Origin of the sequence: Chryseobacterium lathyri (assembly GCF_019970085.1) — a bacterium.
Lineage (GTDB): Bacteria > Bacteroidota > Bacteroidia > Flavobacteriales > Weeksellaceae > Chryseobacterium > Chryseobacterium lathyri.
Window position 1 is genome coordinate 107,446 of the sequence record NZ_JAHXYG010000004.1, and the last position, 23,790, is coordinate 131,235.

Genomic DNA, 23,790 nt, shown 5'->3' on the forward strand with positions numbered 1-23,790 from the left:
ATGATACATTTATTAAAAACAAAAACCGGACGCCTGAGAATTCTGGCCATTCTGGAAGGAATATCCCTGCTGATCCTCGTATTCATTGCTGTACCTGTGAAATACTGGCTCGGAAACCCTTCTTTTGTGAAACTAATGGGACCAGTTCACGGAAGCCTGTTCCTGCTTTTTCTGTTTAATACGTTAAGCGTTGGTGTAGAACAGCAGTGGAAATTCCGGGAGACTACCTGGAAAGTAATTCTGGCGTGCTTTATTCCTTTCGGAACCTTTTATATTGACTATAAAATCCTAAGCAAATTATGAAAAATGGGCTGATTTTTTGCGGAATTATTCTTACGGTCTATATTGTTTACAGGGTGTACAGATACCAGACGTTAGATAAAGGCCTTGATACATTAATCCAAAAAGGAGCCATTATTCTGGACGTGAGGACAGAGAAAGAATTTAAAACGGGCCATATTGAAGGTTCTGTTAATATTTCTTTGGGAACCATCAGAGAAAGGTATACTGAACTTAACCGGGATAAAACTTATATCACAGTCTGTTCTCATGGCTTACGGAGTGTAAAGGCTGAAAAGATCTTAAAGGAAAGAGGTTTTAGGCATGTGCATAACGGCGGTGCCTGGAGTGATCTTCAGGGATTGATAAAGTAAGGAGTTGGGAGCTGGAAGATGGAAGTTATTGAGATTAAAAACAGCTATGATTCTATTTCATTAAATTTTTTATTGAATAGACTATCCTGAGGTAATTTCGAGGTGTGCCTTTGTTAAAATTTAAAGCTTTGACAAAATATCTTCCAACTTTCAGCCCCTTAAGCCAGATTAAATAGCATTATCCTTCATCCACACCACTTTCTGCTCCGGATGATGGGGCATCCCAATGATATCCCTGTACAGCTCAGGTCTTCTTGCCTTGATATATCTGCTTCCGCCGGCCTGATGCAGCTTTTCCGGGAAAATGGTAACGGTTTCAGAACTGTCATCGAACGAACGGCATTCCGCAATAATATCCCCAAAAGGGTCAATGATCATAGAACAGCCATTTTTAAGCTGATCATCATCCATGCCAATAGGATTTGAGAAGACTACATAAATTCCATTGTCATAAGTTCTTGCGGGCAGCCATTTCATCAGCCAGTCTCTTCCTTTCATTCCATCAAATTCAAGGCGGAGCGAGGTAGGATCAGATTCCCTGTTCTTCCATAATTCCGGATCTACGAAGCCTGCTCCCGGCCTGGTAGAAGGTGTACACATGGTAACATGCGGCATGAAAATAAGATCTGCCCCCAAAAGTTTTGTAGCTCTTACATTTTCAATGATATTATTGTCGTAGCAGATAAGAATGCCACATTTCCACCCGTGAATGTCAAAAACGCAGTATTGGTTTCCTGGAGTCAGATAGGGATTAATAAAAGGATGAAGCTTTCTGTATTTGGCTTTCAGTCCGGTTTCATCAACGCAAACATAAGCTTTGAAGATATGATCATTTTCATCTTTTTCGAAGAGCCCTGCCAATATTGTGATGTTATGCTCTGCAGCGATCTGCTGTAATTTTGTTATGCTTTCGCCTGCAGGTATAAATTCTGCAATATCCAGAAGCTGTTCTTTGGAAAGGTTTCTGGCAAAAGTGTATCCGGTAACCGAACATTCGTGAAAGGCAATGACCTGTGAGCCCTTAGCCGCTGCTTCAGCCGATAGCTTTTCTATTACTGAAAGATTATATGCTTTGTCACCGCTTTTATTTTCAAATTGTGCAGTAGAAATTTTGAGATTGTCCATCTTTTTTCTGCAAAGCTATCATTCAGGATAATCAGGAGATTGTAAAAAACCGACATTTCAGCGTAACTGGATAAAATTGACTGCCAGCTTTTCTGTTTTTAAATATTGATTGGGAGTAAGTCCTGTATTGCTTTTAAAATCTTTAATCAGATGGGACTGGTCGCTGTAGCCTGAATCATAAGAAAGACAGGCCGTACTTTCACTTCCTGCATTTTCCTTCAAAAGATTGATGAAATGATGAAGCCGGATGATATTTCCGTATTTCTTCGGGGTAATGCCCATATAATTTTCAAATTTCCTTTCAAGATGCCGCTCAGAATACCCTGTGAACAGCTCCAGCTCTTTTGAAGATACCGAACCTTTGTTTTTAAGCATAAACTGTTGTACAACCCTGATCAGCTCATCATCGGAATTCATTTTTCCGGACATGAATCTGCTAAAGAAATGATTAAGCTTAATAATGATAGACCTGGGATCTGTTCCGGCCAGAAGGTCTTCCTGAAAAGACAACAATTCATTTTTTAAAACATCTTCAGCTGAAATGATTTGGTTTTTCACCTCTTTTGCAGAAAGATTAAGAAGAACATTAAAAAAATATGGCTGAAAAACGACTGCAATCATGGAAAATGAACCTGCTGCTGTAAAATCTTTGTATCCCGCAGGCTGTCCGTAAAAAAATGAAGAAGGAACCTGATCATTTGAATCAGCTGCATAAAAATTCCGGCTGCCGGATAAAATCAGCCCGGTACTGCCATCTGTAAATAACCTTAGCTGTTTACAATCATTTCCTGCATTTTCTAAAAAGATATAATGCCGGATATATGATGATAAATGCTTGGATGGCTTGATCTGCATAATGCAAAGCTACATAGAATAAAACATCTTTGATTTATGTTTTTAAAGAATTTTTTTAACTTTTACTACCACAAAAAAGTGGTGTTTGGTCAGGTATTTGAATATTTAATGAAATAAATATTATTGATTCCGGTTCCTGAGGAAATCAATTTAATTCAATACCAATCACTAAAATTATAATATTATGTCAACACAGAATTTAACCCACCTGGAAGCTATTAAAAAGATCAAAGAACTGTCGGAAAAGGCAAGAATATGCATGTTCTGTACCGAACTTGAAACCATACCGGTGAATTCCCGTCCCATGACCCTGCAGGAAACGGATGATAGTGGAAATTTATGGTTTATCAGCAGTGCTTCAAGCAATAAAAACTTTGAAATAAAGGAAGACCGGAGAGTACAGCTGTTCTTTATGAACAACAGCGATTCCCAATACCTTTCTGTGTATGGTGAAGCATCCGTTTATAAAGACAAAGCTACGATTGAAGAAAAATGGTCGCCAATGGCCAAGGCATGGTTTGACGGAAAAGATGATCCGGACGTTACCATTATCCGCGTAGAGCCTAAAGAAACTTATTACTGGGATACAAAAGCCGGGAAACTTGTCAGTCTGTTCAGCTTTGTAACCGCTGCTATTACCGGAATTAAAACAAATAATTCTGACGGTGTAGAAGGCAATGCCGTTATTTAAAAGAACAAAAACGGCCTTGGTTTCAGTATTTTACTGTACTAAGGCATATTAATATCCAGTGCTAAAAACTCTGGCAGTCCAAAATTCCGGCTGCCAGTAGTTTTTTAATGATAAAAGCAATTTATTCTACCTCAAAAACGGCCTGAATTTCTACAGAAGAGTTCACGGGAATAGAGGAAGCTCCCAAAGTGGCTCTGGCATGTTTTCCTTTTCCTCCAAAAATCTCTACGGTAAGATCCGAAGCTACATTCATCAGGTCTGCATGTTTTGTATAATCATCTTTTGTATTGAAAATTCCTGTCAGCTGTACACATTGTTTCACCTTATTGAGATCGCCGCCTACAGCTTCTTTCAAAACAGCTATAATATTGAGCATGGTAGCTTTTGCAGCCTCTTTTACCTGCTGTTCGGTAACGTCAACGCCCAATTTGCCGGGATTTAAGATTTTACCTTCTTTCAAAGCAACCTGATTGATGAATACCAGGTTTCCGGCGCGTACGAACGGCTTGTAATTACCGGCAGGCTGCGGAACCTGTGGAAGAATGATATTTTTCTGCTTCAAAACATCATTGATATCCTGAGATTTTTCTGGAATTGTTACTGCTGCCAGTTTTTTAGAGAATGTTCCTTTAAGGGCTAAAGCTGTTTTGGCAAAATTCCTTCCCTGCAGCTCTGCCAGTCCACGCTCATCTTTTGTAGGTCTTTCAACATCTTTCAGTGATGCCATGCTTGTTATTCCTAAAACCGTATTTCCCTGTGGAATAGCTTTGTTGATATTATCTGTTCCTCTGATTCCGTTGGAAACCAGAACCATTCCGTGAACAGCAAGACTATTCCAGAAAGCCTGAAGCGCAAGTTCTTTTCCTGCCCCGCTTCCGGCAGACATAAAAACTGTTGCAGGCATCCCTTCCAGTGCATGACTGGTCCATAATTGAACAGTTTTGGATAAAAATTCACTCATTCCGGTACTGATATTCCCAAAATAAACCGGGGATCCGAAAGCAATTCCATCATAGGAAGGCAGTTCATCTACTGACGCTACAGGAATGTTCTTCAGTTTAGGATTGGAAGATTCTTTAACCTGCTTGATAACTGCAAATGCATTTTTACTGCTTTCAATACCGGATGCTATTTCTTTGGCCAGTTCATAGGTTCCGCCGTTGTCCGAGTGAATAAGAACCAATATTTTAGCTTTACTGTCTTGTGCCATGACTGTGGTTATTTTTAATAATAGAATTAATACAAAAACCGTACTTAGTTTTTTCATTTTTTGATGGAATAATAATTACAATACAAAATTAGTATTGTCGTTTTTATTAAATTTGCCAAAAATTCTATGCAGAACGACATCGTAAAATGCGGTTTAACAGAACAGACCGACAGCCGATTTGTAGACACCATTGAAAAAGAAGCTTATGTCTGGTGTGAAAAAGGCTGGAAACATGATGATCACGAGCATGCTCACCAGCGTTCCCAGCTTACGTTTGTGGAAGAAGGATATCAGTATTTCCATATAGACCAGAAGATCTATCTTGTGCCTCAGCATCATGTGATCTGGATTCCTTCAGGAAAAGCACACAGGATAACTTCAGAAGCAAAAACGGTCAATTTAATGGTTTTTCTGTTTAAAACGGTTTTTGATGATGATTTCTATCAAAATGTTTGCGTCTTTGCTGTTCCTGCTGTTTTGAAGGAAATGCTTTTATATGCCTCAAAATGGAATCAGCTGATCGAAGAAGATGAGGAACAGGATTTGTTTTTTAAAGCCATTCTAAAAAGTCTTCCCAATTTCTGCAGAGAAAACAGCTATCTTGAGATCCCGGTTCCGTCGGATGTCCGTCTTATTCCGGTCTGCACCTCTATTAATTCAAATTTTAAATACAGCCTGAACACTGATGAACTGGCAGAAAAAGCACAGATGTCCGTAAGGAGTTTACAGAGGATTTTTAAGAATGAAACAGGAATTACCCTTCAGAAATACCTGCAGCTCGTCAGAATATTAAAAAGCATAGAACTGATTGATACGGGGCAGTATACTTTAAGCCAGATTGCTTATAAAGTGGGTTACCAAAGCCTGTCTGCCTTTACATCTTCTTATTATTCTATCATGAAAGCCAAACCCAAAGTAAAAAAACTAAGTTAAGGAGTTTCATCATGAGCCATATCTACCGGTTTGGATTCCGGTGATCCTTTTTCACGGAGCCATATAGAAAGAATGACTAAAGAGGCAACAGCCAGAAATTCACTCTGCCAGTTCTGAAAAGACTTAAACCAGAACCTGGACCCTGATATATACTGTACTGCAGTAACGGTGGGTTCTTTTTTTATGACCTGTTCTTCATTGAATTCCTTCATACTTCCATAGAAATGCATTGCGAAGCTGAGAATAAATAAAATAGCAAAAGCTAAGGATAAGGAATGCTTATAAATACTCAGCCATATTCCGCCTTTTTTTACCGGCCACGGAGCATTGGCATGGACTTTTGGTTCCCTGTCTACATCTTCTTTTTCTTCCAGGGATTTCGATTCACTGGAACCTTTCTGCCTCAGCGAGACCGTAAGTACAACATACAGCATCATCTGAAGAAATTCACTTTCCCAGTTTTCGAAGGTAGCCTGTATAAAATGTCCGCTCCGGACATAGGCTCCCAGGCTGAGCATTGAGCTGCCTTCTTCTGCGAGGTCTTTGTTCAGCGTTTTCCATCCCATGAAAAACTGTCCTACAAGGCTCAAAAGCATTAATGAAAGCAAAACAATACTTAAACTGTTACGGTAAAAGAAACTTTTTTTAGACATAATCAGCAGGTTAAAAATTTAAGATCAAAATTATAATCCCAAAGCTGGATATTGCTGCAGAATTTTATCCGTTGACAATCAGACCGCCGTTCGGGTGAATAACCTGTCCCGTGATCTGGGCGGCACCATTACCTGCAAGGAATAAAAAGCTGGCTGCAACTTCTTCCGGAGTAGCATTTCTTTCGAAAGGAGGTTTGTTAGGGTCTTCTTTTTCCTCTCCAAAGGTTTTTTGAGTAAGTGGTGTTGCAACCGGGCCTGGTGCAACTGCATTAATGCGGATTCCGTTTGGTTTGGCCTGAAGTGCCAGAGAACGTGTAAAAGATACAATAGCACCTTTGGTTGCGGCATAGTCCAGAAGCTCGGGATGCCCCTGATAAGCCGCTGCAGAAGTCGTATTAATGACACTGCTACCCTCTTTCAGGTAAGGAAAAACAACTTTTGTCAGCAGGATCATTCCTATAATATTGGAATCAAAAGTTTTCCTGATATTTTTTTCTTCAAGATCTTCTATGTTTTCTGCCGGAAACTGTACGCCTGCATTATTGATGAGGATATCAATGCCTCCAAATTCGGAAACTACTTTCTTCGTGGTATCTTCACAAAAATCGTAATCATTGATATCCCCACTAAAAATGATGCATTTTCTGCCCAGCTGTTCAATCTGTTCTTTTGTTTTTTGGGCATCGTTATCGTCTTTATAATAAATGATGGCAATATTGGCCCCTTCCTTTGCAAAAAGTAACGCTGTTGCCTTGCCTATTCCACTGTCTGCACCTGTAATAAGAACGGATTTATCTTTTAATTCCCCCATCTGAAATTACTTTAAAATTAGAAGTTGGTTAATTTCACTTTTAAAGCATCCTAAAATAAATTCTGTATAATATAACTGTGCATTCAGAGCCTGGGTTTTAGGATGCAGCTCCAGCTTTTTGGTAAGAATGATCTCCCCTTTATAAGAAAAAGCAAAGTAAGCAAATATCTTATAAGATGAGTTTCTGATGGGCGTACAGTATCCCGTGGTTGCAATTGACCAGTCGGATTCAAATATCTTGGCTACATTAAGAGCCATAGTTCGTGCAATATTTTCTGATACACAGTCGCATTCTTCAGCTTCCTGCCTGTCTACATTCAGCAGTTTTACTTTCTGAGGGAGCGTATAGGCTGTCATGCCTCCTTTGTAAAACAGGGAGGCATTCGGCATCTGTGAAAAAGCCAGCTGCAGACATCCTGATGTAACGCTTTCTGCAATTGAAATTGTTTCATCCGCATTCATGAGGGACTGGCTTATATATTCTAAAAGACTTTTTTGAAATTCCATAATTTTAAATATTTAGTGGTGTGAAGGTGTGTTGTATTTTCGTCTACATATTTCTTTCCATTTCAAGGTCCCAGACTCTGTGTCCGGCTATTGCTGTCATAAACTGCTTATCAGTTCCGCCGTCTTTTGAAATAATCACAGCACGATCTTCATGTTTTTTCATGGCTATATTGCTGCTCTTATACAGTTCTTCTGTGCCTGCCCCGAAATAAATGACCTTGCAATGCTTATAAGCTTCATTGATGAAGCGAAGACTAAGATGCTTGTTTTCGGGAGCCATCAATTCTGCTGCCGACTTTTCTCCGGCACCGATGTACAAAGCATCAAAGCAGACACTGGCCGTACTGGTAAGAGAGTGCTTTGGAATTACTGGTCCGTTATCGGTTATAACGGGAGCCAAACTCGGTGCGATAATTTCTACTTTTGCCCCTTTACTTTCAAGTTTAGTTTTCAGATCAGTAAGAGCGGCCCCATCTGTACCATCGGCAATAATAAACCCGATCTTTCTGCTTTTGATAGTGTCCTTAACGGTATCCTTCATGCTTAGTGCCTGGGATATTTTCGTCTTCGGCTCTCTTTCTTCACTCTGAAGGTCTGCGATATTAGCATCAGCAGGAATACTGTGGTTAGGCTGTTCTAATTTTTTAACTTTTACTCCTAATTTTTCTGCAACTTTTTTAGCGAGGATATTGTCGATAAAGGCCAGCTGACCAACCATTCTTTCCCTGATCTCGGGTATTGTTACCTTCGAGAGTTCAAAAACAAGGGCGTTCTGAAGATGGGTCTGTTCAGGAGCCGACTGGCTGTTATAGAATAATTTTGCCTGTGAGTAATGGTCTACAAAGCTCTGACTTCTTCTTCTGACCTTTTCACCCGAAACTCTTTCCTGATGGGAAGTAAATCCGCCTTCTGACATCATGGCCTGGAAAGGACATCCGCCTCCGATGGAATTGGGTTCATAACTTACTTTTCCTTTGGCAATCTGCTGTCTCATATGCCCGTCACGCTGGTTGTTATGGACTGTATTGATAGATCTGTTGATCGGTATTTCATGAAAATTAGGTGATCCTAATCTCGATAACTGGGTATCGGTGTATGAAAATAACCTTCCCTGAAGCAAAGGATCATTACTGAAATCTATTCCGGGAACTAAATGTCCTGGATGGAATGCTACCTGCTCTGTTTCTGCAAAGAAATTGTCAGGATTTTTATTGAGGGTTAAAGTTCCGACGATCTCTACGGGAACTTCTTCTTCGGGAACCAGTTTTGTAGGATCCAGAAGGTCGAAATCAAATTGATGTTCGTTCTCTTCCGGGATCAGCTGAACACCAAAATCCCATTCCGGATAAGCTCCGTTTTCAATGGCTTCCCATAAATCTCTTTTATGGAAATCAGGATCTACTCCGGAGATTCTCTGAGCTTCGTCCCAGGCTACAGAGTGTACTCCCAGTTTAGGTTTAAAATGGAATTTAACGAAATGAGCTTTTCCTTCGTCATTAATAAACTTGAAGGAATGAACTCCAAAACCTTCCATCATTCTCAAACTTCTAGGGATGGCTCTGTCGCTCATGAGCCACATAATCATGTGCATGCTTTCCGGCATCAGCGAAATAAAGTCCCAAAATGTATCATGTGCAGAAGCAGCCTGCGGAATCTCATTATCCGGTTCTGGTTTTACAGCATGAACCAGGTCAGGAAATTTAATGGCATCCTGAATGAAAAAGACTGGCATATTATTCGCGACAAGGTCATAATTTCCTTCTTCTGTATAAAATTTAATGGCAAAACCTCTTACATCTCTCGCCAGATCGGTACTTCCCTTACTTCCGGCTACAGTTGAAAATCTTACAAAAACAGGAGTTTCTTTCCCTACTTCTGATAAAAATTTCGCTTTGGTATAGGCGCTAAGGCTTTTTTTGAGTTTAAAAACACCATGTGCCCCGGAGCCTCTTGCATGAACAATTCTTTCCGGGATTCTTTCGTGATCGAAATGGGTTATTTTTTCTCTAAGAATGAAGTCTTCCAGCAAGGTAGGACCTCTGTCTCCGGATTTTAACGAATCCTGATTATTGTTGATTTTCAGCCCCTGGTTGGTTGTTAGTTTTTCGTTTTCATTAGAAGTGCTGTGTGCTTCCAATTGGTCTAACTTCTTGTTGTTTTGGGTATCCTTTTTCATATCAATTTATCTTTTAATGTGGTGTGAAGGTTAAAATCAAACTAAAAATCTTTTATGGATCATTCTTTTTCTGCCCTTTCTTTTTCCAAAGTGCTTAGCAGTTTATTGAGGTATTCTTCTTCTTTTAATACTTTATAGTATGCTGTTTTGGCATAGAGCGTAAAGTGTGAATTTTCAATATTTATTTCTGTATTCAAGTTTTCCGGAGGTAACGTAGTTTTACCATGATACTCGCTGATATTCAGAATATATTCTTTAATATAAGTGTCAATTACATTTTTCAGAATGTCACATTTTGCATTATTTTTTATCTTTTCTAATGATTTGATCAGAAAAGCGGTAACTCCGTAAGAATTGATAGCACTTGGGAAAAGAGATTCATTCTCTATCATATTGTTTTTATCATATAATCCGGAATGTATTAAAGTGTCGTTTTCAAATATCATATTCGTAGCGGTTATTAGTTATCGGAAATTTTTAAATATTTCTCAAAATAATGAAGGTCCTCCTTGTCTTTGATTGAAAGATAGAACATGATCTGCTCCGGTTCTTTCAGCCCTATACTGCCGAAACAGTCGAAATGTGCAATCAGAGCCTGTATATTCTCAATCTCTATGTCTTTCAGGATCACAAATAATAAAAAAATATTATTCTTTATTTCTTTGGCATAGATAGCTGCACCATCTTCAAACCAATTTCCTCTGTTAGAAACTTTAATGAAATCCTTATGCTTTAATGTTTTTACTATTTTATGACAATCCATATTTGAGTAATTGTGGTTATATACTTTCGGGAAAAGTTTCAACATCAATTTCTCTGAACTGCTGCTATTTTCAGTATTGTTACTGAGTTTTATAAAATCAATATGAATGGCATATGGCAATCTGCTGCTTCATGCTGTAGAGCAATGACCGGAATTTTTAATCATCTGAAAAGCCTGAAGCTTTAAACTGCCCTTACCTGGTTTAAGAATTGTATTGAAACTTATATTTCAAATGTACGCCTGAATAATTCACTTTTTTATGACCTCAGTCATATTAAGCCCTGCATTAATAAATAATTTTCCTGTTTTCTATGGTAATGCTTCCCTCTTTTTCCATTTTTTTTAAAGCTCTGATCACTGTTTCTACGCGTAAACCTACCAGATTGGCGATCTGCTGTCTTGTAAGCTGTACATGAAAGCAGCTTCCACAGCTGTCATCATGATAGCTTTTAAGATAATTAAGAAGCCCAGTGAGCCTTGAAGTAGGATTCAGAGAGGCCATATTCTGCATCATGATTGCTTTAAAATAAAGCCTATGGGAAAGACATGCATTCATTTCCAAAGAAAGCTTTGGGTCTGTCTTTATTAATTGGAGAAACTGGTCTTTCGGAACTCTTATAATTTCCAAAGGACTGATACAAATGGCATTCATAGGATAAAACTTATCCAAAAAGAGCATTGAATCCCCAAAGCTCTGATTTTTTCCGAGAATGTTGTGTATGAATTCTTTTCCTTCTTCATCATAATTGTTCAGCTTCACTTTTCCTTCTGTAATCTGTAAGTAATAAAGAGAATGGTCTCCCTCTCTGTATATAATCTCACCTTTTTTGTATTGTTTGGTTTCTCCTCCATATGAGTATAGCACTTCTTCGGCTATATTCATGCAGCTTATTGTCTTCATAGTTTTTTTATTTTATTTTCAATAAAAAATAGTGAAATTTATTATTGAAACCACGTTTAAAATAAATTTTTCAGATTAAAATATTTGAAAATTTATTTTCTGCTCTCTATCTGCTATCCTAATGGTTTTAGTAAAAAATTTATGAAATCAGATTCAATCAAACCAAATACAAATATTGAACCTTATTAATTTGTAAACTGTTAAAATAAGTTAAATAAATTAGCAAAAACAAAATATATTATTGAATTCTTAGAGATTAAATCATCATATTAATAAATATAAGTTTTCAATATAAGCTGTAATCCCGACAGCTGCTGTAAAAGACATTAAAACCCGCTTTAAATAAAACGGGCTTTAAAATCTATGAATGATAAAAATTATTTTTTGATAACCTTAGCTGTATCTGTTTTTTTGGTAGCTGCAGGATTTGCAGTATGCAAAGTATCGGAAGGCACAGGAGTAGTAACAACAGCGGTGTCTGCCGGTGCCCTATCAATAATTACACTGTCTGTTGTTGTGGTAGAAGTGTCTACTTTTGTTTCCTTTTTGCAGCTCAATACAGTCAAGCCTAATAGCATTAATGCGATGGTAAATTTCATAATAGATATATTTTGTAATATGTTCCAAAGATAATTCATTACTAAATGTCCTTTTATGACTTGGATCATAATGCTTTATTTTGATTATTTCGCAAACTTTTTGGTTCCTGCAACACATAAAATAACCCCAATGGTTACTCCCACCATACCTATGCTCACCTGCTCATGAAGAAAATAAGCAGCAAGTGCCAATCCGAAAAAAGGCTGCAAAAGCTGTAACTGTCCTACCGTAGCAATACCACCCTGCGCCAGACCTTTGTACCAGAATATAAATCCAATGAACATACTGAAAAGGGAAATGTAAGCCATCCCAAACCATCCCTGGAAACTTACGGTCTCGATATGATCTGGAAAATAAATGAAAAATAGAGGAATCATCACCGGCAAAGCTAATACCAGAGCCCAGGAAATTACCTGCCATCCTCCTAATGTTTTTGAAAGTTTTGCCCCCTCGGCATATCCCATACCGCAAAGGATAACCGCAAGAAGCATAAGGATGTCGCCAACAGGTGAGGCGGATATTCCCTGCGAAACAGCATATCCTATTACCAAAAGGCTTCCGATAACAGAAAAAAACCAAAATATAGGATGTGGTCTTTCTCCTCCACGAAAAACTCCGAATACAGCAGTTGCCAAAGGAAGCATTCCTAAGAATACAATGGAATGTGCCGAAGTAAGGTATTGAAGTGCCAATGCGGAAAGAAGTGGAAAGCCAACTACACAACCGATAGAAACCAGCAAAAGGGGAAATATCTGATTCTTTTCAGGCCGTTTTTCTTTATAAATCATCAGAACGGAAAGCGCCAGAATTCCTGCAATAGCAGCACGGGCTATGGTAACAAAAATCGGGCTCATTTCCATTACGGCCAATTTGGTAGCAGGCATAGATCCACTGAATAGCAACACACCTATAAAGCCGTTAATCAACCCGCTTATATTTTCATCTTTAGAAATTTTATCTGTCATCATTTTCTATATTTTTTTGATAATTCAAAATTAAAGCACTGAAATGAATAAACACAGTCTCAGTTTTGTATATTTGCATGAGTACAGTTGTGAAAAATGAGCAAAGAATTTATCTATACAGAAATTGCTGAGGGAATTGCTTCCCAGATCAGAAATGGCGTCCTGAAGGCCGGAGACAGGCTGCCTTCAGTAAGAATGATGTGCCAGGAACATCAGGTAAGCATGAATACGGCAAAACGTGTTTTCCTTGAGCTTGAGTCACAGTCTTTAATTGAGTCCAAGCCTCAATCAGGTTATTTTGTAAGCAGACTAATGTCTGTGAAGCTTCCTCTTCCCGAAGTAAGCCGGCCTTCTCTGATTGCCAATAATGACGAACCGGACGAACTGATCAGCAAGGTTTACGAAAATATGGGTAAAAAAGGGCTGACATTTTTTTCTATCGGAATTCCTTCGGGAGACCTTCTGCCACAGGCCAAATTAAAGAAGGAGATCATTAATGCAACCCGTGAATTAAAAGATGGCGGAACGGAATATGAGGAACTTCAGGGAAATTTAAAGTTGCGGAGAATGATTGCAGTGCGTTCACTTCAATGGGGCGGAAATCTCAGCGAAAACGATTTGGTTACCACAAACGGTGGGATGAATGCACTATCTTTCTGCCTGATGGCCTTAGGCAAACCTGGCGATACAATAGCCATTGAAAGTCCCTGTTATCCGGGTATTTTACAGCTGGCACACGGATTGGGTTTAAATGTACTAGAACTTCCTACCCATCCGACAACAGGTATTGAAATAGAAGCCCTGCGAAAAGTGATTCCACAGATAGATCTGTGTTTATTAATTCCCAATTTCAATTCACCGCTGGGAAGCTGTATGCCGGATGAAAATAAAAAAGAGATTGTGAGAATTCTTTCTGAAAACGGGATTCCTCTGATAGAAGACGATGTATACGGTGATCTTTATTTTGGAGCGAGCCGTCCGAAATGCTGTAAGTCGTTTGACAGAGACGGAAATGTGCTGTACTGCAGCTCAATTTCAAAGACGCTGGCTCCGGGGTATCGCGTAGGATGGATTGCACCCGGAAGATATAAGGATAAAATAATGAAGCTCAAGCTGCTCCATTCTACTTCATCTATTTCTATTGTTAATGAAGCGGTAGCCAATTTCCTCAAGTCCGGAAGGTATGAAAAGCACCTCCATCAAATGCGGAAAGCTCTTCAGAACAATTATCAGAATTATGTGCAGACTATCGCAGACTATTTCCCTGAAGGCACAAAAACAAGCCGCCCGCAAGGCGGTCTTTCCCTGTGGGTGGAGTTTGATAAAAATATCCGTACCACTGAACTCTATGATCTGGCTATTAAACAGAACATCAGTATTGCTCCGGGCAGGATGTTTACCCTGCAGGATCAGTTTGAAAACTGCATGCGTCTGTGTATTGGTCTTCCGTGGACAGAAGAAACCAGGCTATGTCTTCAGCAGGTTGGAACGCTCGCAAAAAGGATCTGATTTATCTGTCAGGAACAAAATTTTTCCGTGCCAGCTCTTTTCTTACCCTGCTCAGGCTTTCAGGCGTGATTCCAAGGTAAGATGCGATCATCCATTGGGGAACTCTCAAAAGAAGGTCGGGGTACATTTTAATGAATTTCATGTATCTTTCTTCTGCTGTTTCGCCTAATAAAGAATTGATCCTGTTCTGGAGGCTTCTGATGTGCTTCTGTAAAAGAAAATCACTTCTTTCGATACTGTTAGGAAATTGCTCTACGAGATTATTGAAAAAATCGGGGTGAAGAAACAGAACCTCTGTATCTTCCACCGCTTCTATATAGTAAATTGATTTTTCGTTGAAGTAAAGGCTGCTTCGGTCAGAAATCAGCCAGCTCTCGGGGGCAAACTGTATAATGTGCTCTTTTCCGTTCTTGTCAATGGAATACATTTTCAACAGCCCTTTTTCTACAAAGAATATATGCCTGCAGATTTCACCATACTGTAAAAGAAACTGATTCTTAGGTATTTTCTTCACTTCATAGTGTAAGCTGCACATGTTCACTTTTTCTAAAGGAACATTTAATACTTTGGCTAAATATGTGTTAATATTCTTCATTATGAAATCTGGCTTGCGGATATATCTTCATGCGATGCACTGTTAATGACTTTTCCATCTTCAATTATGATCAGCTGAGGACTCTCATGCCTGATTCCAAAGTCTTCGGAAATTTTATTGGAAATGGATCTGTATTCCAGCAAATCTAAGAAATATAAATCCAGCTTATTATCCAAACTATCTATTTCTTTTTCAAAGTTTTTCAATACTGTTTTGCTGATGAAGCAGCGTGTTGAATGTTTGAAAATAGCAATTTTATGGTGATGGGATGCTGCAATGGCTTTGGCCAGGTCTTCCTCAGATTCTATTTTTTTCCAGAAGGATTGATGCTCAGGGTTGTTTTCTTTTCCTCCGAATATTTTATCAAAAAAACTCATACATTAAATTGTTTTAAATGATGATCAAGATGTTTGTATTCTAAAAATCCCCAGTCTTTTTCAGTCATTTTCCCGAATAATCTGTGGTAGTCCGGAAGATCTTTATTTTCAGATGCTGTCCGGAAGTCCTTCAGTGTATTCAGCAGATTGGTTTTTGATTCATCAAAATCACATTCAAAATTAACGATTAGTTTTTGAAAAGTAGGCATGTTTCGGGGAATTCCGTTATTAAAGATCTGCATTTCTATTTTGGTTACTATTCCTATTGCAGCAAGAAAGAAATTAAGTTCCGGAAGTTCAACTTTTCTCAGAGCTATCTGAATAACAAAATCACAGTGTCTCAGCATTTGGGAAACGTTCATTTTCCCCCATCTTTGTGGAGTATTTTTAGTAAGAAGAGAAATTCTGTAGACAATTTCTTCAAAATAAACAGGATTATGCAGACTTTTCTTTACCACCCTTTTTCTCTCTTCAGATTTTCAATGTGGGCAAAATGATGATTACAGTGCCATACATAGAAAGCAAGATAATGTCTTAAGTCATAATCTTTATTCTGTTCAGGATGTCGGAAAGTTCTTTCGAATTGTTTATTGGTAAGAGTATTAAGCAGAACCGTCCATCTCTGATGCGTTCCTTTAATCATTCTCATCGCAGGCTTTACAGGCATATTGGCACTATCCTGAAGTTCTGCCCATTTGGCTTCATCATAAGGTTTGATCACAGGATTATCTTCTGTAAGGGCCAGCTTAAAACGTATAAAACTATTGATATGGCTGTCTGCAATATGGTTAACAAGCTGGCGGACCGTCCATCCTCCTTCTCTGTAAGGGGTATCTAATTGCTCATCCGTGAAATTCTCAATCAGATCTTTCAGTCTTGCCGGGAAATTCTTGATGACTTTAATATGCTCATCCAGCTTCGTGTCACAGATATTTTCAGACTGCTGAAACTGACCGATGGGAAATTTCTTTTGCTCTAAATCGTTCATTTTTAATTTTCTTGGTGGTATGTTTAATCAAGTTTTCTGTTGTGATAAAATTACTACAAGAAAAGCAGAAAGACAATAAAAAATAAAATTTCAAAAAATTATACTGAGTGAGAAAATAAAAAAGCTTCAATTCTAAATTGAAGCTATATAATTAAATTCATCTGCTAATAACCATGCAGATCAATTCCCTCCGTTCTCTGTAAAGTCACTTTCCTGCCCATCTTTTTTTGGATCACCCTGAAATGCTGCAGTTCGTCATCCGTCAGAATATTAATGGCAGTTCCTTTTTCGCCTGCACGTCCCGTTCTGCCAATCCTGTGAATGTAATCTAAAGGCGATCGCGGCAATTCATAATTGATCACACAAGGTAAAGATTCGATATGGATACCACGGCCAATAAGGTCTGTAGCAACTAAAATCTGAGCTCCATTTACTTTAAATTCTTCTAAATTATTTCTACGGGCACCCTGTGATTTCTGACTGTGAATGGCTACGGCTTTAATTTTATTCTTTTTAAGCTTTTCCACTAAATTATCTGCAGATCTTGTAGAGGAAACAAATATCAGCGCTTTTTCAACCTTCTTCTCTTTAATTAGATAGCGTAAAAAAGGACCTTTATTTTCCGGAGAAACATGATAGGCCAGCTGCTCGATATTATCAATTTCTACTTCTTCTTTTTTAATTTCAATAATTACAGGATTAATGGATAAGCGTTCCTTCATTTCAGAAACCTTATCATTTAAAGTTGCTGAAAACAGGGTCGTTTGTTTCACTACAGGCATCAGTGCGAAAAGCTTATCCATTTCTTCACCAAAACCTAGCTGAAACATTTTATCTGCCTCATCAATCACTAAATGCTGGATTCCTGAAATACTTAATGCGTTATGATCAATTAAATCCAATAAACGGCCGGGCGTTGCAATAAGAACTTCCACTCCAAACATTCCTTTCATCTGCGGATTGATAGAAACACCACCATAAACAGCCATAGTACGTACCTCACGTTTCAGATTTTCGGTAAAAGCCCTGAAAACTTCATCAATCTGAATGGCGAGCTCGCGTGTAGGAACCAATATTAAAACCTGAACATTACGGTCTTTTTTAACTTCTGAATTCTGTAATTTTTCTAAAATAGGCATCACAAAACAAGCCGTTTTTCCGGAACCCGTCTGTGCAATTCCCATCAGATCTTTTCCCTGCAGAATTACAGGAACAGCCTTCTCCTGAATCGGAAATGGCTTCAGGTAACCTAATTTGTTGACAGAACGAATAATATTGTGTGATAATCCTAACGACTCAAATGACATAAAATACTTATTTGGTGCAAAGATAAGCTATTGATATTTGACAGATAGCCCGAAATTGTATCTCCTACAAGCAAAAGTCTAATAATTTTAACCTGAGTTCGGGATAAGAAATTAAGATTGAAGTGCTGGAAGCAGGAAGAGGGGTGCTTGAAGTTACTATTGGACTATAGTTAAAATTGAATTATTATTCTTAAAAAAAATTAATAAAAAACCGAGGTATAGTTATTTTTTACGACCTCAATAACTTCCCTCTTCCAGCTTCAGGCTTCCTTATCATGTTAAAAACAGAAATGCCTTATCCCGAACTCAGGTTAATTTTAGTTTTCTCAGACCTTGCTCCTATCTGTTTTTTAAAAATTATATTGCCGATTTGTCCGATAATTCAGTTTTGGAGAGTTTTTTGAGTAATTTTATCCAAAATTCGAGAAATCTAAATATGAAAAAAGCGTTAATAATCGTAGATGTACAGAATGATTTCTGTGAAGGCGGCGCATTAGCAGTTCCTGAAGCCAATGAGGTCATCCCCTATATTAATCTTCTGATGGAAGAAAATGAATATGACCAGATCGTCCTTACACAGGACTGGCATCCTGCCGATCATAAAAGTTTTGCCAGCAACAACAACAGAAAAGTTGGCGAAAGCATTATCCTGAACGGCGTACCACAGTTCATGTGGCCGGATCATTGTATCCAGGGTACTTTCGGGGCAGAATTCCACAAAGATCTGAACAGAGATAAAGTAACCCACATTATCCAAAAAGGAAAAAATTCAGAAATTGACAGCTACAGTGGATTTCAGGACAACAATCACTTTATGAAAACAGGGCTGGATGATTTTTTAAAGTATCATGAAATTCAGTTGCTTGAAATTGTTGGTCTTGCAATGGATTATTGTGTGAAATTTACGTGTACAGATGCGCTTGCAAACGGATATATCACATGCCTTCATTTCAATGGAACGAAAGCCGTTAATGTAAAGCCGGATAATGGCAGAGATGCTATTTATGAGATGATCCAAAAAGGAGTTACAGTTCTCGGATAGGATTTACATATAATTTTGAAAGCCATAAACTGTTTTCAATTATAAAATATACCGATAAGAAAAAGGCGCAGAAATTTTATTTCTGCGCCTTTTTAATACGTATAATTTCCTTAAATGATTTAAGCCGAATATTCAATTATGATGCAGAATCAGCAGATTCGTCAGTCATAATTTATAACTCAAACTTATTAAAGCATTTTAAGATTATTAACTTCCAGATCTGTAAGGATTCTCCAATGGCCACGTTTGATGTTCTTTTTCGTAAGACCTGCAAACATCACTCTGTCCAAAGCTTCCACTTCATATCCAAGTCTTTGGAAAATTCTTCTGATCACACGGTTCCAGCCAATATGAATTTCGATTCCTATCTCATTTTTCGGTTTTCCTTCAATAAAAGAAATCTGATCTACAACAGCTACTCCTTCATCAAGGCGGATCCCTTCCACAATCAGTTTCATATCTTCATGGGTCAGTTTCTTATCCAGGGTTACGTGATAGATCTTTTTGGCATCAAAAGAAGGATGTGTCAGCTTTTTCGTCATGTGCCCGTCATTTGTCAAAAGAATAACTCCGGTTGTAGAACGATCCAATCTTCCTACAGGAAACAAACGGTATGGCGATGCATTAGCAACCAGATCCATTACTGTTTTTCTGGCTTTGTCGTCCTTAGTTGTAGATATGTATCCCTTTGGCTTGTTTAGAAGCACATATACCGGTTTTTCTGGGGTAATACCCTGGCCGTCGAAAACTACTTTATCAGTCTTCTGAACCTGATATCCCATTTCAGTTACCACCTGTCCGTTTACTTCCACAAGTCCTTGCGTAATCAGTTCATCAGCCTCTCTTCTGCTGCAGATCCCGGAATTGGCAATATACTTGTTCAGACGGATGGTGTCCTTATGAACATCTTTCTCAATTTTGTTTAACCTTCTTTTCTGTACAAAAGATCTTGCCTTATCATCATTTTTGTCATCTCCAGCGGATGGTCTTCTTCCGTATTTCAGGCTGCCTCTTTCATACTTGTCTCTGGTGTCAAAACTTTTTCCGCCTTTTTTGGGTGCTGACTTACCAAAAGTTTTTCTCTCACGTCCTTCACTTGAATTGGTAATATAAGCTCTGCTCTCAGTTTTTGCCTCGGAGTCCTCATCTCTGTTCGTAGGGTTATCTCCGCTTTTCTTAAAAGGTTTCGGCTCAAACTTCGAATTGCTTCCTTTATAGTCAGTATTTCTTTCACCAGCTTTTGGAAAAGGCTTCTTAAAAGGTTTTGATCCTGAAGAATTTCCAGATCTAGAAGCACGAGAATCATCAGAATTGTTTCTTGTTGAAGTTCTTGGTCTTTTTGGTCTTTCTGAATTATTGTTATCTCTGCTCATTCTAAAAATTTCTGCAAAGATAGTAATTTAGTTACGAGTTAAAAATTAAGAATCATAACTTTGCAGAATAGTTTTATTTTAATTTTAAAGAAACTCCAATAATGATAACAATATTAAACGATGATTTTTCTCAATTAAATAGTTTCCTTCACGAAAAATCTTTCAGTAAGATCTTTATTTTAGTTGATGAAAATACCCATGAATATTGTCTTCCGGTTCTATTAGGCAATATGGAAACAGACTTAAACTTCGAAATTCTTGAGATTGAGGCTGGTGAAGAAATGAAAAATATCCAGACCGCCAACCAGCTATGGGAGATTCTTACCGAAATGCAGGCAGACAGAAAAGCGCTAGTCATTAACCTTGGTGGCGGTGTAATTACGGATATGGGTGGTTTTGTAGCCTCTACCTATAAAAGAGGAGTCCAGTTCATTAATATTCCTACTACCCTTTTATCAATGTGTGATGCCTCTATCGGAGGAAAAACAGGGATAGACCTTATGCATTATAAAAATATGGTAGGAACTTTTGCCTTTCCGGAACAGATTTTCATTTATCCTAAGTTTCTGGAAACACTTCCGTTTAAAGAATTGCGGAGTGGTTTTGCAGAAATGCTGAAGCATGGCCTTATTGCTGACAAAGCGCATTGGGAAAGTCTTATTCAGATCCACAAACTTGATGTAGAAGCTATAGTTCCCCATATCCAGACTTCAATGGATATCAAGCAGGACGTCGTGGAAAAAGATTTTCATGAAAGAAACATTAGGAAGACCTTAAATTTCGGACATACAATCGGACATTCCGTAGAAAGTCTCTGCCTTAGCCAAGGAAACCCTATTCTTCACGGTGAAGCTGTTGCCATGGGAATGATCTGTGAAGCCCATCTGGCTTATCTTGAAGATCTTATTACCCAACAGGATGCAGCGGATATTGTGGAAAACATTCAGAGGTACTACCCTTATCTTGACATCAGTGATTTTACGGATGAAAGTATTACTGCACTTTTGCTGAACGATAAAAAGAATACAGACCGCAAAATTAATTTTTCATTACTTTCAGGAATCGGTTCGTGTACCTATGACCACCAATGCAGTGAGGAAAACATTTTGAAGTCTCTTGATTTTTACAGAAAATTGAATAATGCTTAAATTATTTATACAAAAGAATCATTCTTCTTTACTATTTTAATGGAATTAATAATTTAGATTATCTCTAAACAAACGTTTGTTTTTTAATGTAAATTATTAATAATCAATATTTTAAATAAAAGCAGCTTGTAATTTAGGCTGCTTTTTTTACTGACTTTTATCATGTTATCTGTTTTTGGCAAGCAATTTGAAAGATAATCTGCGTCAAACTCAGTAGTAAGTTTTTGACAGTAGTAAAATTTAAAATTAGAATAGTAAAATATTAAAAAAATTAAAGTTATGAAAAAGTTAATTTTAGGATTGGCAGTAACTGCAAGTTCATTAGCGTTTGCTCAGCAGACTCCATCATCTTCTTCTAACCCGGTAACATTTGGTGTAAAAGGTGGAATGAACGTATCTTCTCTTTCTAAAGACGAAGGTTTGGATGATCAAAAATCTAAAATCGGTTTCAATGCAGGTGTATTTGCAAATATTCCAATTGCAGAATCATTCAGCGTTCAGCCGGAGGTATTGTATTCTCAATATGGTGCAAAAGCAGATTACACTCTATTAGGGACTAAGTATTCTTCTTCAACTAAATTAGATTATATCGCTGTACCGGTAATGTTCCAGTATAACTTAATTCCAAATCTTTATTTAGAAGCTGGACCAGAGTTCGGGTTTTTGGTAAGTGCTAAAAACAAATTGAAAAACGAAAATAATGGAAACTCTACCACTTCTGATAATTACAAAGACCAATTACAAACATTCAACTTTGGTATCGGTCTTGGTGCAGGATATTATTTTACTCCTAACTTAGGAATTACAGCAAGATATGTAGCTGGGGTAACTGATATTTTCAAAGACAATTCTGGTGATGCTATAAGAAATAACACATTCCAGGTAGGATTAGCTTATAAATTCAAATAGTAAGCTTAACATTCAGAAACAAATTTTATATTCAATAGAAAGCCGGATTAATTTATTTAATTCGGTTTTTTTATGCACACAATATCTTCATCTTTTTTGGCAAGAATTTTGCCATTTGTAGATAAGCTGAAAGCATTTATATTTTATAAGTGTCTACAGCAAAGTTTCTTCATATATAAATTGATTTCAAATAGAAAAGGTCAGGTTTATTCATTTAAGCCTGACTTTTTCGCTTTTTAACATGATTTTTGTCATTTTATTCTCTTTGGCGGGAATTTTGCTGAAGTACGGAGAAATAAGTTAAAACTTTATAGCCATGAAAAAACTAATTTTAGGATTAGCAATTGCAGCAAGCCTTTCGGTTAATGCTCAAGAAAAAACAAAATTTTCTACACCCGTTACTTTTGGGGTTAAAGCTGGATTCAACGCTTCAACACTAAGCAAAGTGGATCAGTATGATAATGACCAGAAACTGAAGCCTGGTTTTAACGCTGGAGTATTTGCCAATATTCCGGTAGCAGAGAAATTCAGCATTCAGCCGGAGCTTCTTTTCAACCAGTTAGGTTCAAAAACTGAAGAAAGAGAAGTGTATTACTCCAATTCTGACAGATACACCAGAGAAGTAGATTATAAAAAGACACTGAGCTATCTTGCCGTACCTGTAATGGTACAGTACAATATCCTTCCTCAGCTTTATGTAGAAGCAGGTCCGGAATTTGGATTTCTGTTAGGAGGAAAAGATAAAGGTGATATTACCACTACCAAAACTTCCGGAAATACTACGACTACGCAGACAACAACATTTTCAGAAAAAATTGTTAAAGATTTATATAATAAATTCAATTTCGGGATCGGGATTGGAGCAGGATATTATTTTACACAGAATTTTGGGGTAACAGCCAGATTTACTGCGGGTATTACAGATATCTTTAAAGAAAACAGTGCAGATACTGTTAGAAATAATGCATTCCAGGTGGGTGTGGCTTATAAATTCAAATAATAATATGAGAAAGTTATTTTTAGGATTAGCCGTTACGGCAGGCTCATTGGTATTTGCACAGGAAAAAACAGAGACTATATCTAAATCTCCCATTACTTTTGGAGTAAAAGGAGGAATGAACATTTCTTCTCACACTGATGGAAATGAGGATACTTATTATTGGTCAAATTATGAGCGAAAGTCAAAGATTGGATTTAATGCAGGAGTTTTCGTCAATATTCCGGTTTCAGGCAAATTCAGTGTTCAGCCGGAAATATTATATAACGGATTGGGCTCAAAAATAGAAAGCACAATCAACTTTGATATTCCTGACGCCAGAATGAACAATAAAGAAACCCTTTCTTTAAGCTATCTTTCAGTACCATTAATGCTTCAGTACAATCTGTTGCCTGAATTATATGTAGAAGCAGGTCCGGAATTCGGATTCCTTCTGGGTGGGAGATCCAAAGGTGACCTCACTCAAACCAGTAATCAGGACGGAGCAAGCAGTACACAGAGTTATTCTGATAAAATTGTTATGGACTTATTCAATAAATTCAATTTTGGAATAGGTATCGGAGCTGGTTATTATTTCGCTCAAAATCTTGCAGTTACAACCAGATTCACGGCCGGAGTTACAGATATCTACAAGTACAATTCATACGATGCCGTTAGAAACAACGCATTACAGGTTGGTTTAGCTTATAAATTCAAATAGAG

At 37.7% G+C, this 23,790-nt stretch carries 28 protein-coding genes; 10 read left to right on the plus strand and 18 right to left on the minus strand.

Features of this window, described 5'->3' with window-relative positions:
- Positions 1 to 303 (plus strand): DUF3817 domain-containing protein, encoded by a 303-nt coding sequence (locus tag LC418_RS13425; protein ID WP_223559500.1) that lies wholly within the window; start codon positions 1 to 3, stop codon positions 301 to 303.
- Entirely contained in the window at positions 300 to 653 is a 354-nt protein-coding gene (locus LC418_RS13430; RefSeq protein WP_223559501.1) for a rhodanese-like domain-containing protein, read from the plus strand. Before LC418_RS13425 ends, LC418_RS13430 begins: the two co-directional genes overlap by 4 nt.
- Before the next feature lie 168 nt (positions 654 to 821).
- On the opposite strand, the gene LC418_RS13435 is transcribed toward LC418_RS13430, so the two are convergent.
- Complete coding sequence (locus LC418_RS13435; RefSeq protein ID WP_223559502.1) at positions 822 to 1,778, minus strand: nitrilase family protein; 957 nt, start codon at positions 1,776 to 1,778, stop codon at positions 822 to 824.
- A 57-nt stretch (positions 1,779 to 1,835) separates the two neighbouring features.
- On the minus strand, positions 1,836 to 2,633 hold the full coding sequence (locus tag LC418_RS13440) for a helix-turn-helix domain-containing protein (protein ID WP_223559503.1): 798 nt from the start codon (positions 2,631 to 2,633) through the stop codon (positions 1,836 to 1,838).
- Positions 2,634 to 2,817: 184 nt separating this feature from the next.
- On the opposite strand from LC418_RS13440, the gene LC418_RS13445 reads away from it, so the two are divergent.
- Positions 2,818 to 3,324: a pyridoxamine 5'-phosphate oxidase family protein gene (locus LC418_RS13445; RefSeq protein WP_223559504.1), complete on the plus strand. Its 507-nt coding sequence runs from the start codon at positions 2,818 to 2,820 to the stop codon at positions 3,322 to 3,324.
- Between the two features lie 121 nt (positions 3,325 to 3,445).
- On the opposite strand, the gene LC418_RS13450 is transcribed toward LC418_RS13445, so the two are convergent.
- Positions 3,446 to 4,591, minus strand: a complete 1,146-nt coding sequence (locus tag LC418_RS13450) for an Atu1372/SO_1960 family protein (protein WP_223559505.1) — start codon at positions 4,589 to 4,591, stop codon at positions 3,446 to 3,448.
- 69 nt (positions 4,592 to 4,660) lie between these two features.
- On the opposite strand from LC418_RS13450, the gene LC418_RS13455 reads away from it, so the two are divergent.
- Entirely contained in the window at positions 4,661 to 5,467 is an 807-nt protein-coding gene (locus tag LC418_RS13455) for an AraC family transcriptional regulator (RefSeq protein ID WP_111953362.1), read from the plus strand.
- Here the strand turns inward: LC418_RS13455 and LC418_RS13460 are convergent.
- From LC418_RS13460 to LC418_RS13500, 9 genes are all read right to left on the minus strand, one after another.
- A complete protein-coding gene (locus LC418_RS13460; RefSeq protein ID WP_223559506.1) occupies positions 5,464 to 6,120 on the minus strand; it encodes a DUF6766 family protein in 657 nt (218 codons plus the stop codon). The genes LC418_RS13455 and LC418_RS13460 overlap by 4 nt on opposite strands.
- A 64-nt stretch (positions 6,121 to 6,184) precedes the next feature.
- On the minus strand, positions 6,185 to 6,931 hold the full coding sequence (locus LC418_RS13465; RefSeq protein ID WP_223559507.1) for an SDR family oxidoreductase: 747 nt from the start codon (positions 6,929 to 6,931) through the stop codon (positions 6,185 to 6,187).
- 6 nt (positions 6,932 to 6,937) lie between these two features.
- Positions 6,938 to 7,438, minus strand: a complete 501-nt coding sequence (locus LC418_RS13470; protein ID WP_223559508.1) for a CinA family protein — start codon at positions 7,436 to 7,438, stop codon at positions 6,938 to 6,940.
- Between the two features lie 43 nt (positions 7,439 to 7,481).
- Entirely contained in the window at positions 7,482 to 9,614 is a 2,133-nt protein-coding gene (locus LC418_RS13475; RefSeq protein ID WP_223559509.1) for a catalase, read from the minus strand.
- Between the two features lie 59 nt (positions 9,615 to 9,673).
- Positions 9,674 to 10,060 (minus strand): hypothetical protein, encoded by a 387-nt coding sequence (locus LC418_RS13480; RefSeq protein ID WP_223559510.1) that lies wholly within the window; start codon positions 10,058 to 10,060, stop codon positions 9,674 to 9,676.
- 14 nt (positions 10,061 to 10,074) lie between these two features.
- Positions 10,075 to 10,377 carry a hypothetical protein gene (locus LC418_RS13485; protein WP_146896905.1) on the minus strand — a complete coding sequence of 101 codons (303 nt, stop codon included), beginning with the start codon at positions 10,375 to 10,377 and terminating at the stop codon, positions 10,075 to 10,077.
- Between the two features lie 286 nt (positions 10,378 to 10,663).
- Positions 10,664 to 11,278, minus strand: a complete 615-nt coding sequence (locus LC418_RS13490; RefSeq protein WP_223559511.1) for a Crp/Fnr family transcriptional regulator — start codon at positions 11,276 to 11,278, stop codon at positions 10,664 to 10,666.
- Positions 11,279 to 11,655: 377 nt separating this feature from the next.
- Positions 11,656 to 11,877 carry a hypothetical protein gene (locus tag LC418_RS13495; RefSeq protein WP_111953348.1) on the minus strand — a complete coding sequence of 74 codons (222 nt, stop codon included), beginning with the start codon at positions 11,875 to 11,877 and terminating at the stop codon, positions 11,656 to 11,658.
- Positions 11,878 to 11,961: 84 nt separating this feature from the next.
- A complete protein-coding gene (locus LC418_RS13500; protein WP_223559512.1) occupies positions 11,962 to 12,846 on the minus strand; it encodes a DMT family transporter in 885 nt (294 codons plus the stop codon).
- A gap of 93 nt (positions 12,847 to 12,939) precedes the next feature.
- On the opposite strand from LC418_RS13500, the gene LC418_RS13505 reads away from it, so the two are divergent.
- Entirely contained in the window at positions 12,940 to 14,352 is a 1,413-nt protein-coding gene (locus LC418_RS13505) for an aminotransferase-like domain-containing protein (protein WP_223559513.1), read from the plus strand.
- 1 nt (position 14,353) lies between these two features.
- Here LC418_RS13505 and LC418_RS13510 read toward each other — a convergent pair whose 3' ends face one another.
- The 5 genes from LC418_RS13510 to LC418_RS13530 all read right to left on the minus strand — a co-directional run bounded on the left by LC418_RS13510 (position 14,354) and on the right by LC418_RS13530 (position 17,619).
- Positions 14,354 to 14,947: a Crp/Fnr family transcriptional regulator gene (locus LC418_RS13510; protein ID WP_111953342.1), complete on the minus strand. Its 594-nt coding sequence runs from the start codon at positions 14,945 to 14,947 to the stop codon at positions 14,354 to 14,356.
- Positions 14,947 to 15,324, minus strand: coding sequence for a bacillithiol system redox-active protein YtxJ (gene ytxJ / locus LC418_RS13515; protein WP_223559514.1), 378 nt, complete (start codon positions 15,322 to 15,324; stop codon positions 14,947 to 14,949). The genes LC418_RS13510 and ytxJ overlap by 1 nt, the downstream gene beginning before the upstream one ends.
- Positions 15,321 to 15,782 carry a DUF1569 domain-containing protein gene (locus LC418_RS13520; RefSeq protein ID WP_223559515.1) on the minus strand — a complete coding sequence of 154 codons (462 nt, stop codon included), beginning with the start codon at positions 15,780 to 15,782 and terminating at the stop codon, positions 15,321 to 15,323. The genes ytxJ and LC418_RS13520 overlap by 4 nt, the downstream gene beginning before the upstream one ends.
- Positions 15,776 to 16,312 carry a YfiT family bacillithiol transferase gene (locus LC418_RS13525; RefSeq protein ID WP_223559516.1) on the minus strand — a complete coding sequence of 179 codons (537 nt, stop codon included), beginning with the start codon at positions 16,310 to 16,312 and terminating at the stop codon, positions 15,776 to 15,778. The genes LC418_RS13520 and LC418_RS13525 overlap by 7 nt, the downstream gene beginning before the upstream one ends.
- A 164-nt stretch (positions 16,313 to 16,476) precedes the next feature.
- A complete protein-coding gene (locus LC418_RS13530) occupies positions 16,477 to 17,619 on the minus strand; it encodes a DEAD/DEAH box helicase (protein WP_111953336.1) in 1,143 nt (380 codons plus the stop codon).
- 436 nt (positions 17,620 to 18,055) lie between these two features.
- Here LC418_RS13530 and pncA point away from each other — a divergent pair, with 436 nt between their 5' ends.
- Positions 18,056 to 18,661, plus strand: a complete 606-nt coding sequence (pncA, locus tag LC418_RS13535; protein WP_111953334.1) for a bifunctional nicotinamidase/pyrazinamidase — start codon at positions 18,056 to 18,058, stop codon at positions 18,659 to 18,661.
- 188 nt (positions 18,662 to 18,849) lie between these two features.
- On the opposite strand, the gene LC418_RS13540 is transcribed toward pncA, so the two are convergent.
- Positions 18,850 to 20,034, minus strand: coding sequence for a pseudouridine synthase (locus LC418_RS13540; protein WP_223559517.1), 1,185 nt, complete (start codon positions 20,032 to 20,034; stop codon positions 18,850 to 18,852).
- A 101-nt stretch (positions 20,035 to 20,135) separates the two neighbouring features.
- On the opposite strand from LC418_RS13540, the gene aroB reads away from it, so the two are divergent.
- The 4 genes from aroB to LC418_RS13560 all read left to right on the plus strand — a co-directional run bounded on the left by aroB (position 20,136) and on the right by LC418_RS13560 (position 23,788).
- Positions 20,136 to 21,182 carry a 3-dehydroquinate synthase gene (gene aroB / locus LC418_RS13545; RefSeq protein ID WP_223559518.1) on the plus strand — a complete coding sequence of 349 codons (1,047 nt, stop codon included), beginning with the start codon at positions 20,136 to 20,138 and terminating at the stop codon, positions 21,180 to 21,182.
- Between the two features lie 279 nt (positions 21,183 to 21,461).
- Positions 21,462 to 22,091 carry a porin family protein gene (locus LC418_RS13550; RefSeq protein ID WP_223559519.1) on the plus strand — a complete coding sequence of 210 codons (630 nt, stop codon included), beginning with the start codon at positions 21,462 to 21,464 and terminating at the stop codon, positions 22,089 to 22,091.
- 316 nt (positions 22,092 to 22,407) lie between these two features.
- Positions 22,408 to 23,091 (plus strand): porin family protein, encoded by a 684-nt coding sequence (locus LC418_RS13555; RefSeq protein WP_223559520.1) that lies wholly within the window; start codon positions 22,408 to 22,410, stop codon positions 23,089 to 23,091.
- Between the two features lie 4 nt (positions 23,092 to 23,095).
- A complete protein-coding gene (locus tag LC418_RS13560) occupies positions 23,096 to 23,788 on the plus strand; it encodes a porin family protein (RefSeq protein ID WP_223559521.1) in 693 nt (230 codons plus the stop codon).
- Positions 23,789 to 23,790 lie beyond the last annotated feature (2 nt).

Coding starts and splice junctions, on each gene's coding strand:
- LC418_RS13425 (WP_223559500.1), top strand. CDS start 1: ATGATACATTTATTAAAAACAAAAACCGGACGCCTGAGAATTCTGGCC.
- LC418_RS13430 (WP_223559501.1), top strand. CDS start 300: ATGAAAAATGGGCTGATTTTTTGCGGAATTATTCTTACGGTCTATATT.
- LC418_RS13435 (WP_223559502.1), bottom strand. CDS start 1,778: ATGGACAATCTCAAAATTTCTACTGCACAATTTGAAAATAAAAGCGGT.
- LC418_RS13440 (WP_223559503.1), bottom strand. CDS start 2,633: ATGCAGATCAAGCCATCCAAGCATTTATCATCATATATCCGGCATTAT.
- LC418_RS13445 (WP_223559504.1), top strand. CDS start 2,818: ATGTCAACACAGAATTTAACCCACCTGGAAGCTATTAAAAAGATCAAA.
- LC418_RS13450 (WP_223559505.1), bottom strand. CDS start 4,591: ATGAAAAAACTAAGTACGGTTTTTGTATTAATTCTATTATTAAAAATA.
- LC418_RS13455 (WP_111953362.1), top strand. CDS start 4,661: ATGCAGAACGACATCGTAAAATGCGGTTTAACAGAACAGACCGACAGC.
- LC418_RS13460 (WP_223559506.1), bottom strand. CDS start 6,120: ATGTCTAAAAAAAGTTTCTTTTACCGTAACAGTTTAAGTATTGTTTTG.
- LC418_RS13465 (WP_223559507.1), bottom strand. CDS start 6,931: ATGGGGGAATTAAAAGATAAATCCGTTCTTATTACAGGTGCAGACAGT.
- LC418_RS13470 (WP_223559508.1), bottom strand. CDS start 7,438: ATGGAATTTCAAAAAAGTCTTTTAGAATATATAAGCCAGTCCCTCATG.
- LC418_RS13475 (WP_223559509.1), bottom strand. CDS start 9,614: ATGAAAAAGGATACCCAAAACAACAAGAAGTTAGACCAATTGGAAGCA.
- LC418_RS13480 (WP_223559510.1), bottom strand. CDS start 10,060: ATGATATTTGAAAACGACACTTTAATACATTCCGGATTATATGATAAA.
- LC418_RS13485 (WP_146896905.1), bottom strand. CDS start 10,377: ATGGATTGTCATAAAATAGTAAAAACATTAAAGCATAAGGATTTCATT.
- LC418_RS13490 (WP_223559511.1), bottom strand. CDS start 11,278: ATGAAGACAATAAGCTGCATGAATATAGCCGAAGAAGTGCTATACTCA.
- LC418_RS13495 (WP_111953348.1), bottom strand. CDS start 11,877: ATGAAATTTACCATCGCATTAATGCTATTAGGCTTGACTGTATTGAGC.
- LC418_RS13500 (WP_223559512.1), bottom strand. CDS start 12,846: ATGATGACAGATAAAATTTCTAAAGATGAAAATATAAGCGGGTTGATT.
- LC418_RS13505 (WP_223559513.1), top strand. CDS start 12,940: ATGAGCAAAGAATTTATCTATACAGAAATTGCTGAGGGAATTGCTTCC.
- LC418_RS13510 (WP_111953342.1), bottom strand. CDS start 14,947: ATGAAGAATATTAACACATATTTAGCCAAAGTATTAAATGTTCCTTTA.
- ytxJ (WP_223559514.1), bottom strand. CDS start 15,324: ATGAGTTTTTTTGATAAAATATTCGGAGGAAAAGAAAACAACCCTGAG.
- LC418_RS13525 (WP_223559516.1), bottom strand. CDS start 16,312: ATGAACGATTTAGAGCAAAAGAAATTTCCCATCGGTCAGTTTCAGCAG.
- LC418_RS13530 (WP_111953336.1), bottom strand. CDS start 17,619: ATGTCATTTGAGTCGTTAGGATTATCACACAATATTATTCGTTCTGTC.
- pncA (WP_111953334.1), top strand. CDS start 18,056: ATGAAAAAAGCGTTAATAATCGTAGATGTACAGAATGATTTCTGTGAA.
- LC418_RS13540 (WP_223559517.1), bottom strand. CDS start 20,034: ATGAGCAGAGATAACAATAATTCAGAAAGACCAAAAAGACCAAGAACT.
- aroB (WP_223559518.1), top strand. CDS start 20,136: ATGATAACAATATTAAACGATGATTTTTCTCAATTAAATAGTTTCCTT.
- LC418_RS13550 (WP_223559519.1), top strand. CDS start 21,462: ATGAAAAAGTTAATTTTAGGATTGGCAGTAACTGCAAGTTCATTAGCG.
- LC418_RS13555 (WP_223559520.1), top strand. CDS start 22,408: ATGAAAAAACTAATTTTAGGATTAGCAATTGCAGCAAGCCTTTCGGTT.
- LC418_RS13560 (WP_223559521.1), top strand. CDS start 23,096: ATGAGAAAGTTATTTTTAGGATTAGCCGTTACGGCAGGCTCATTGGTA.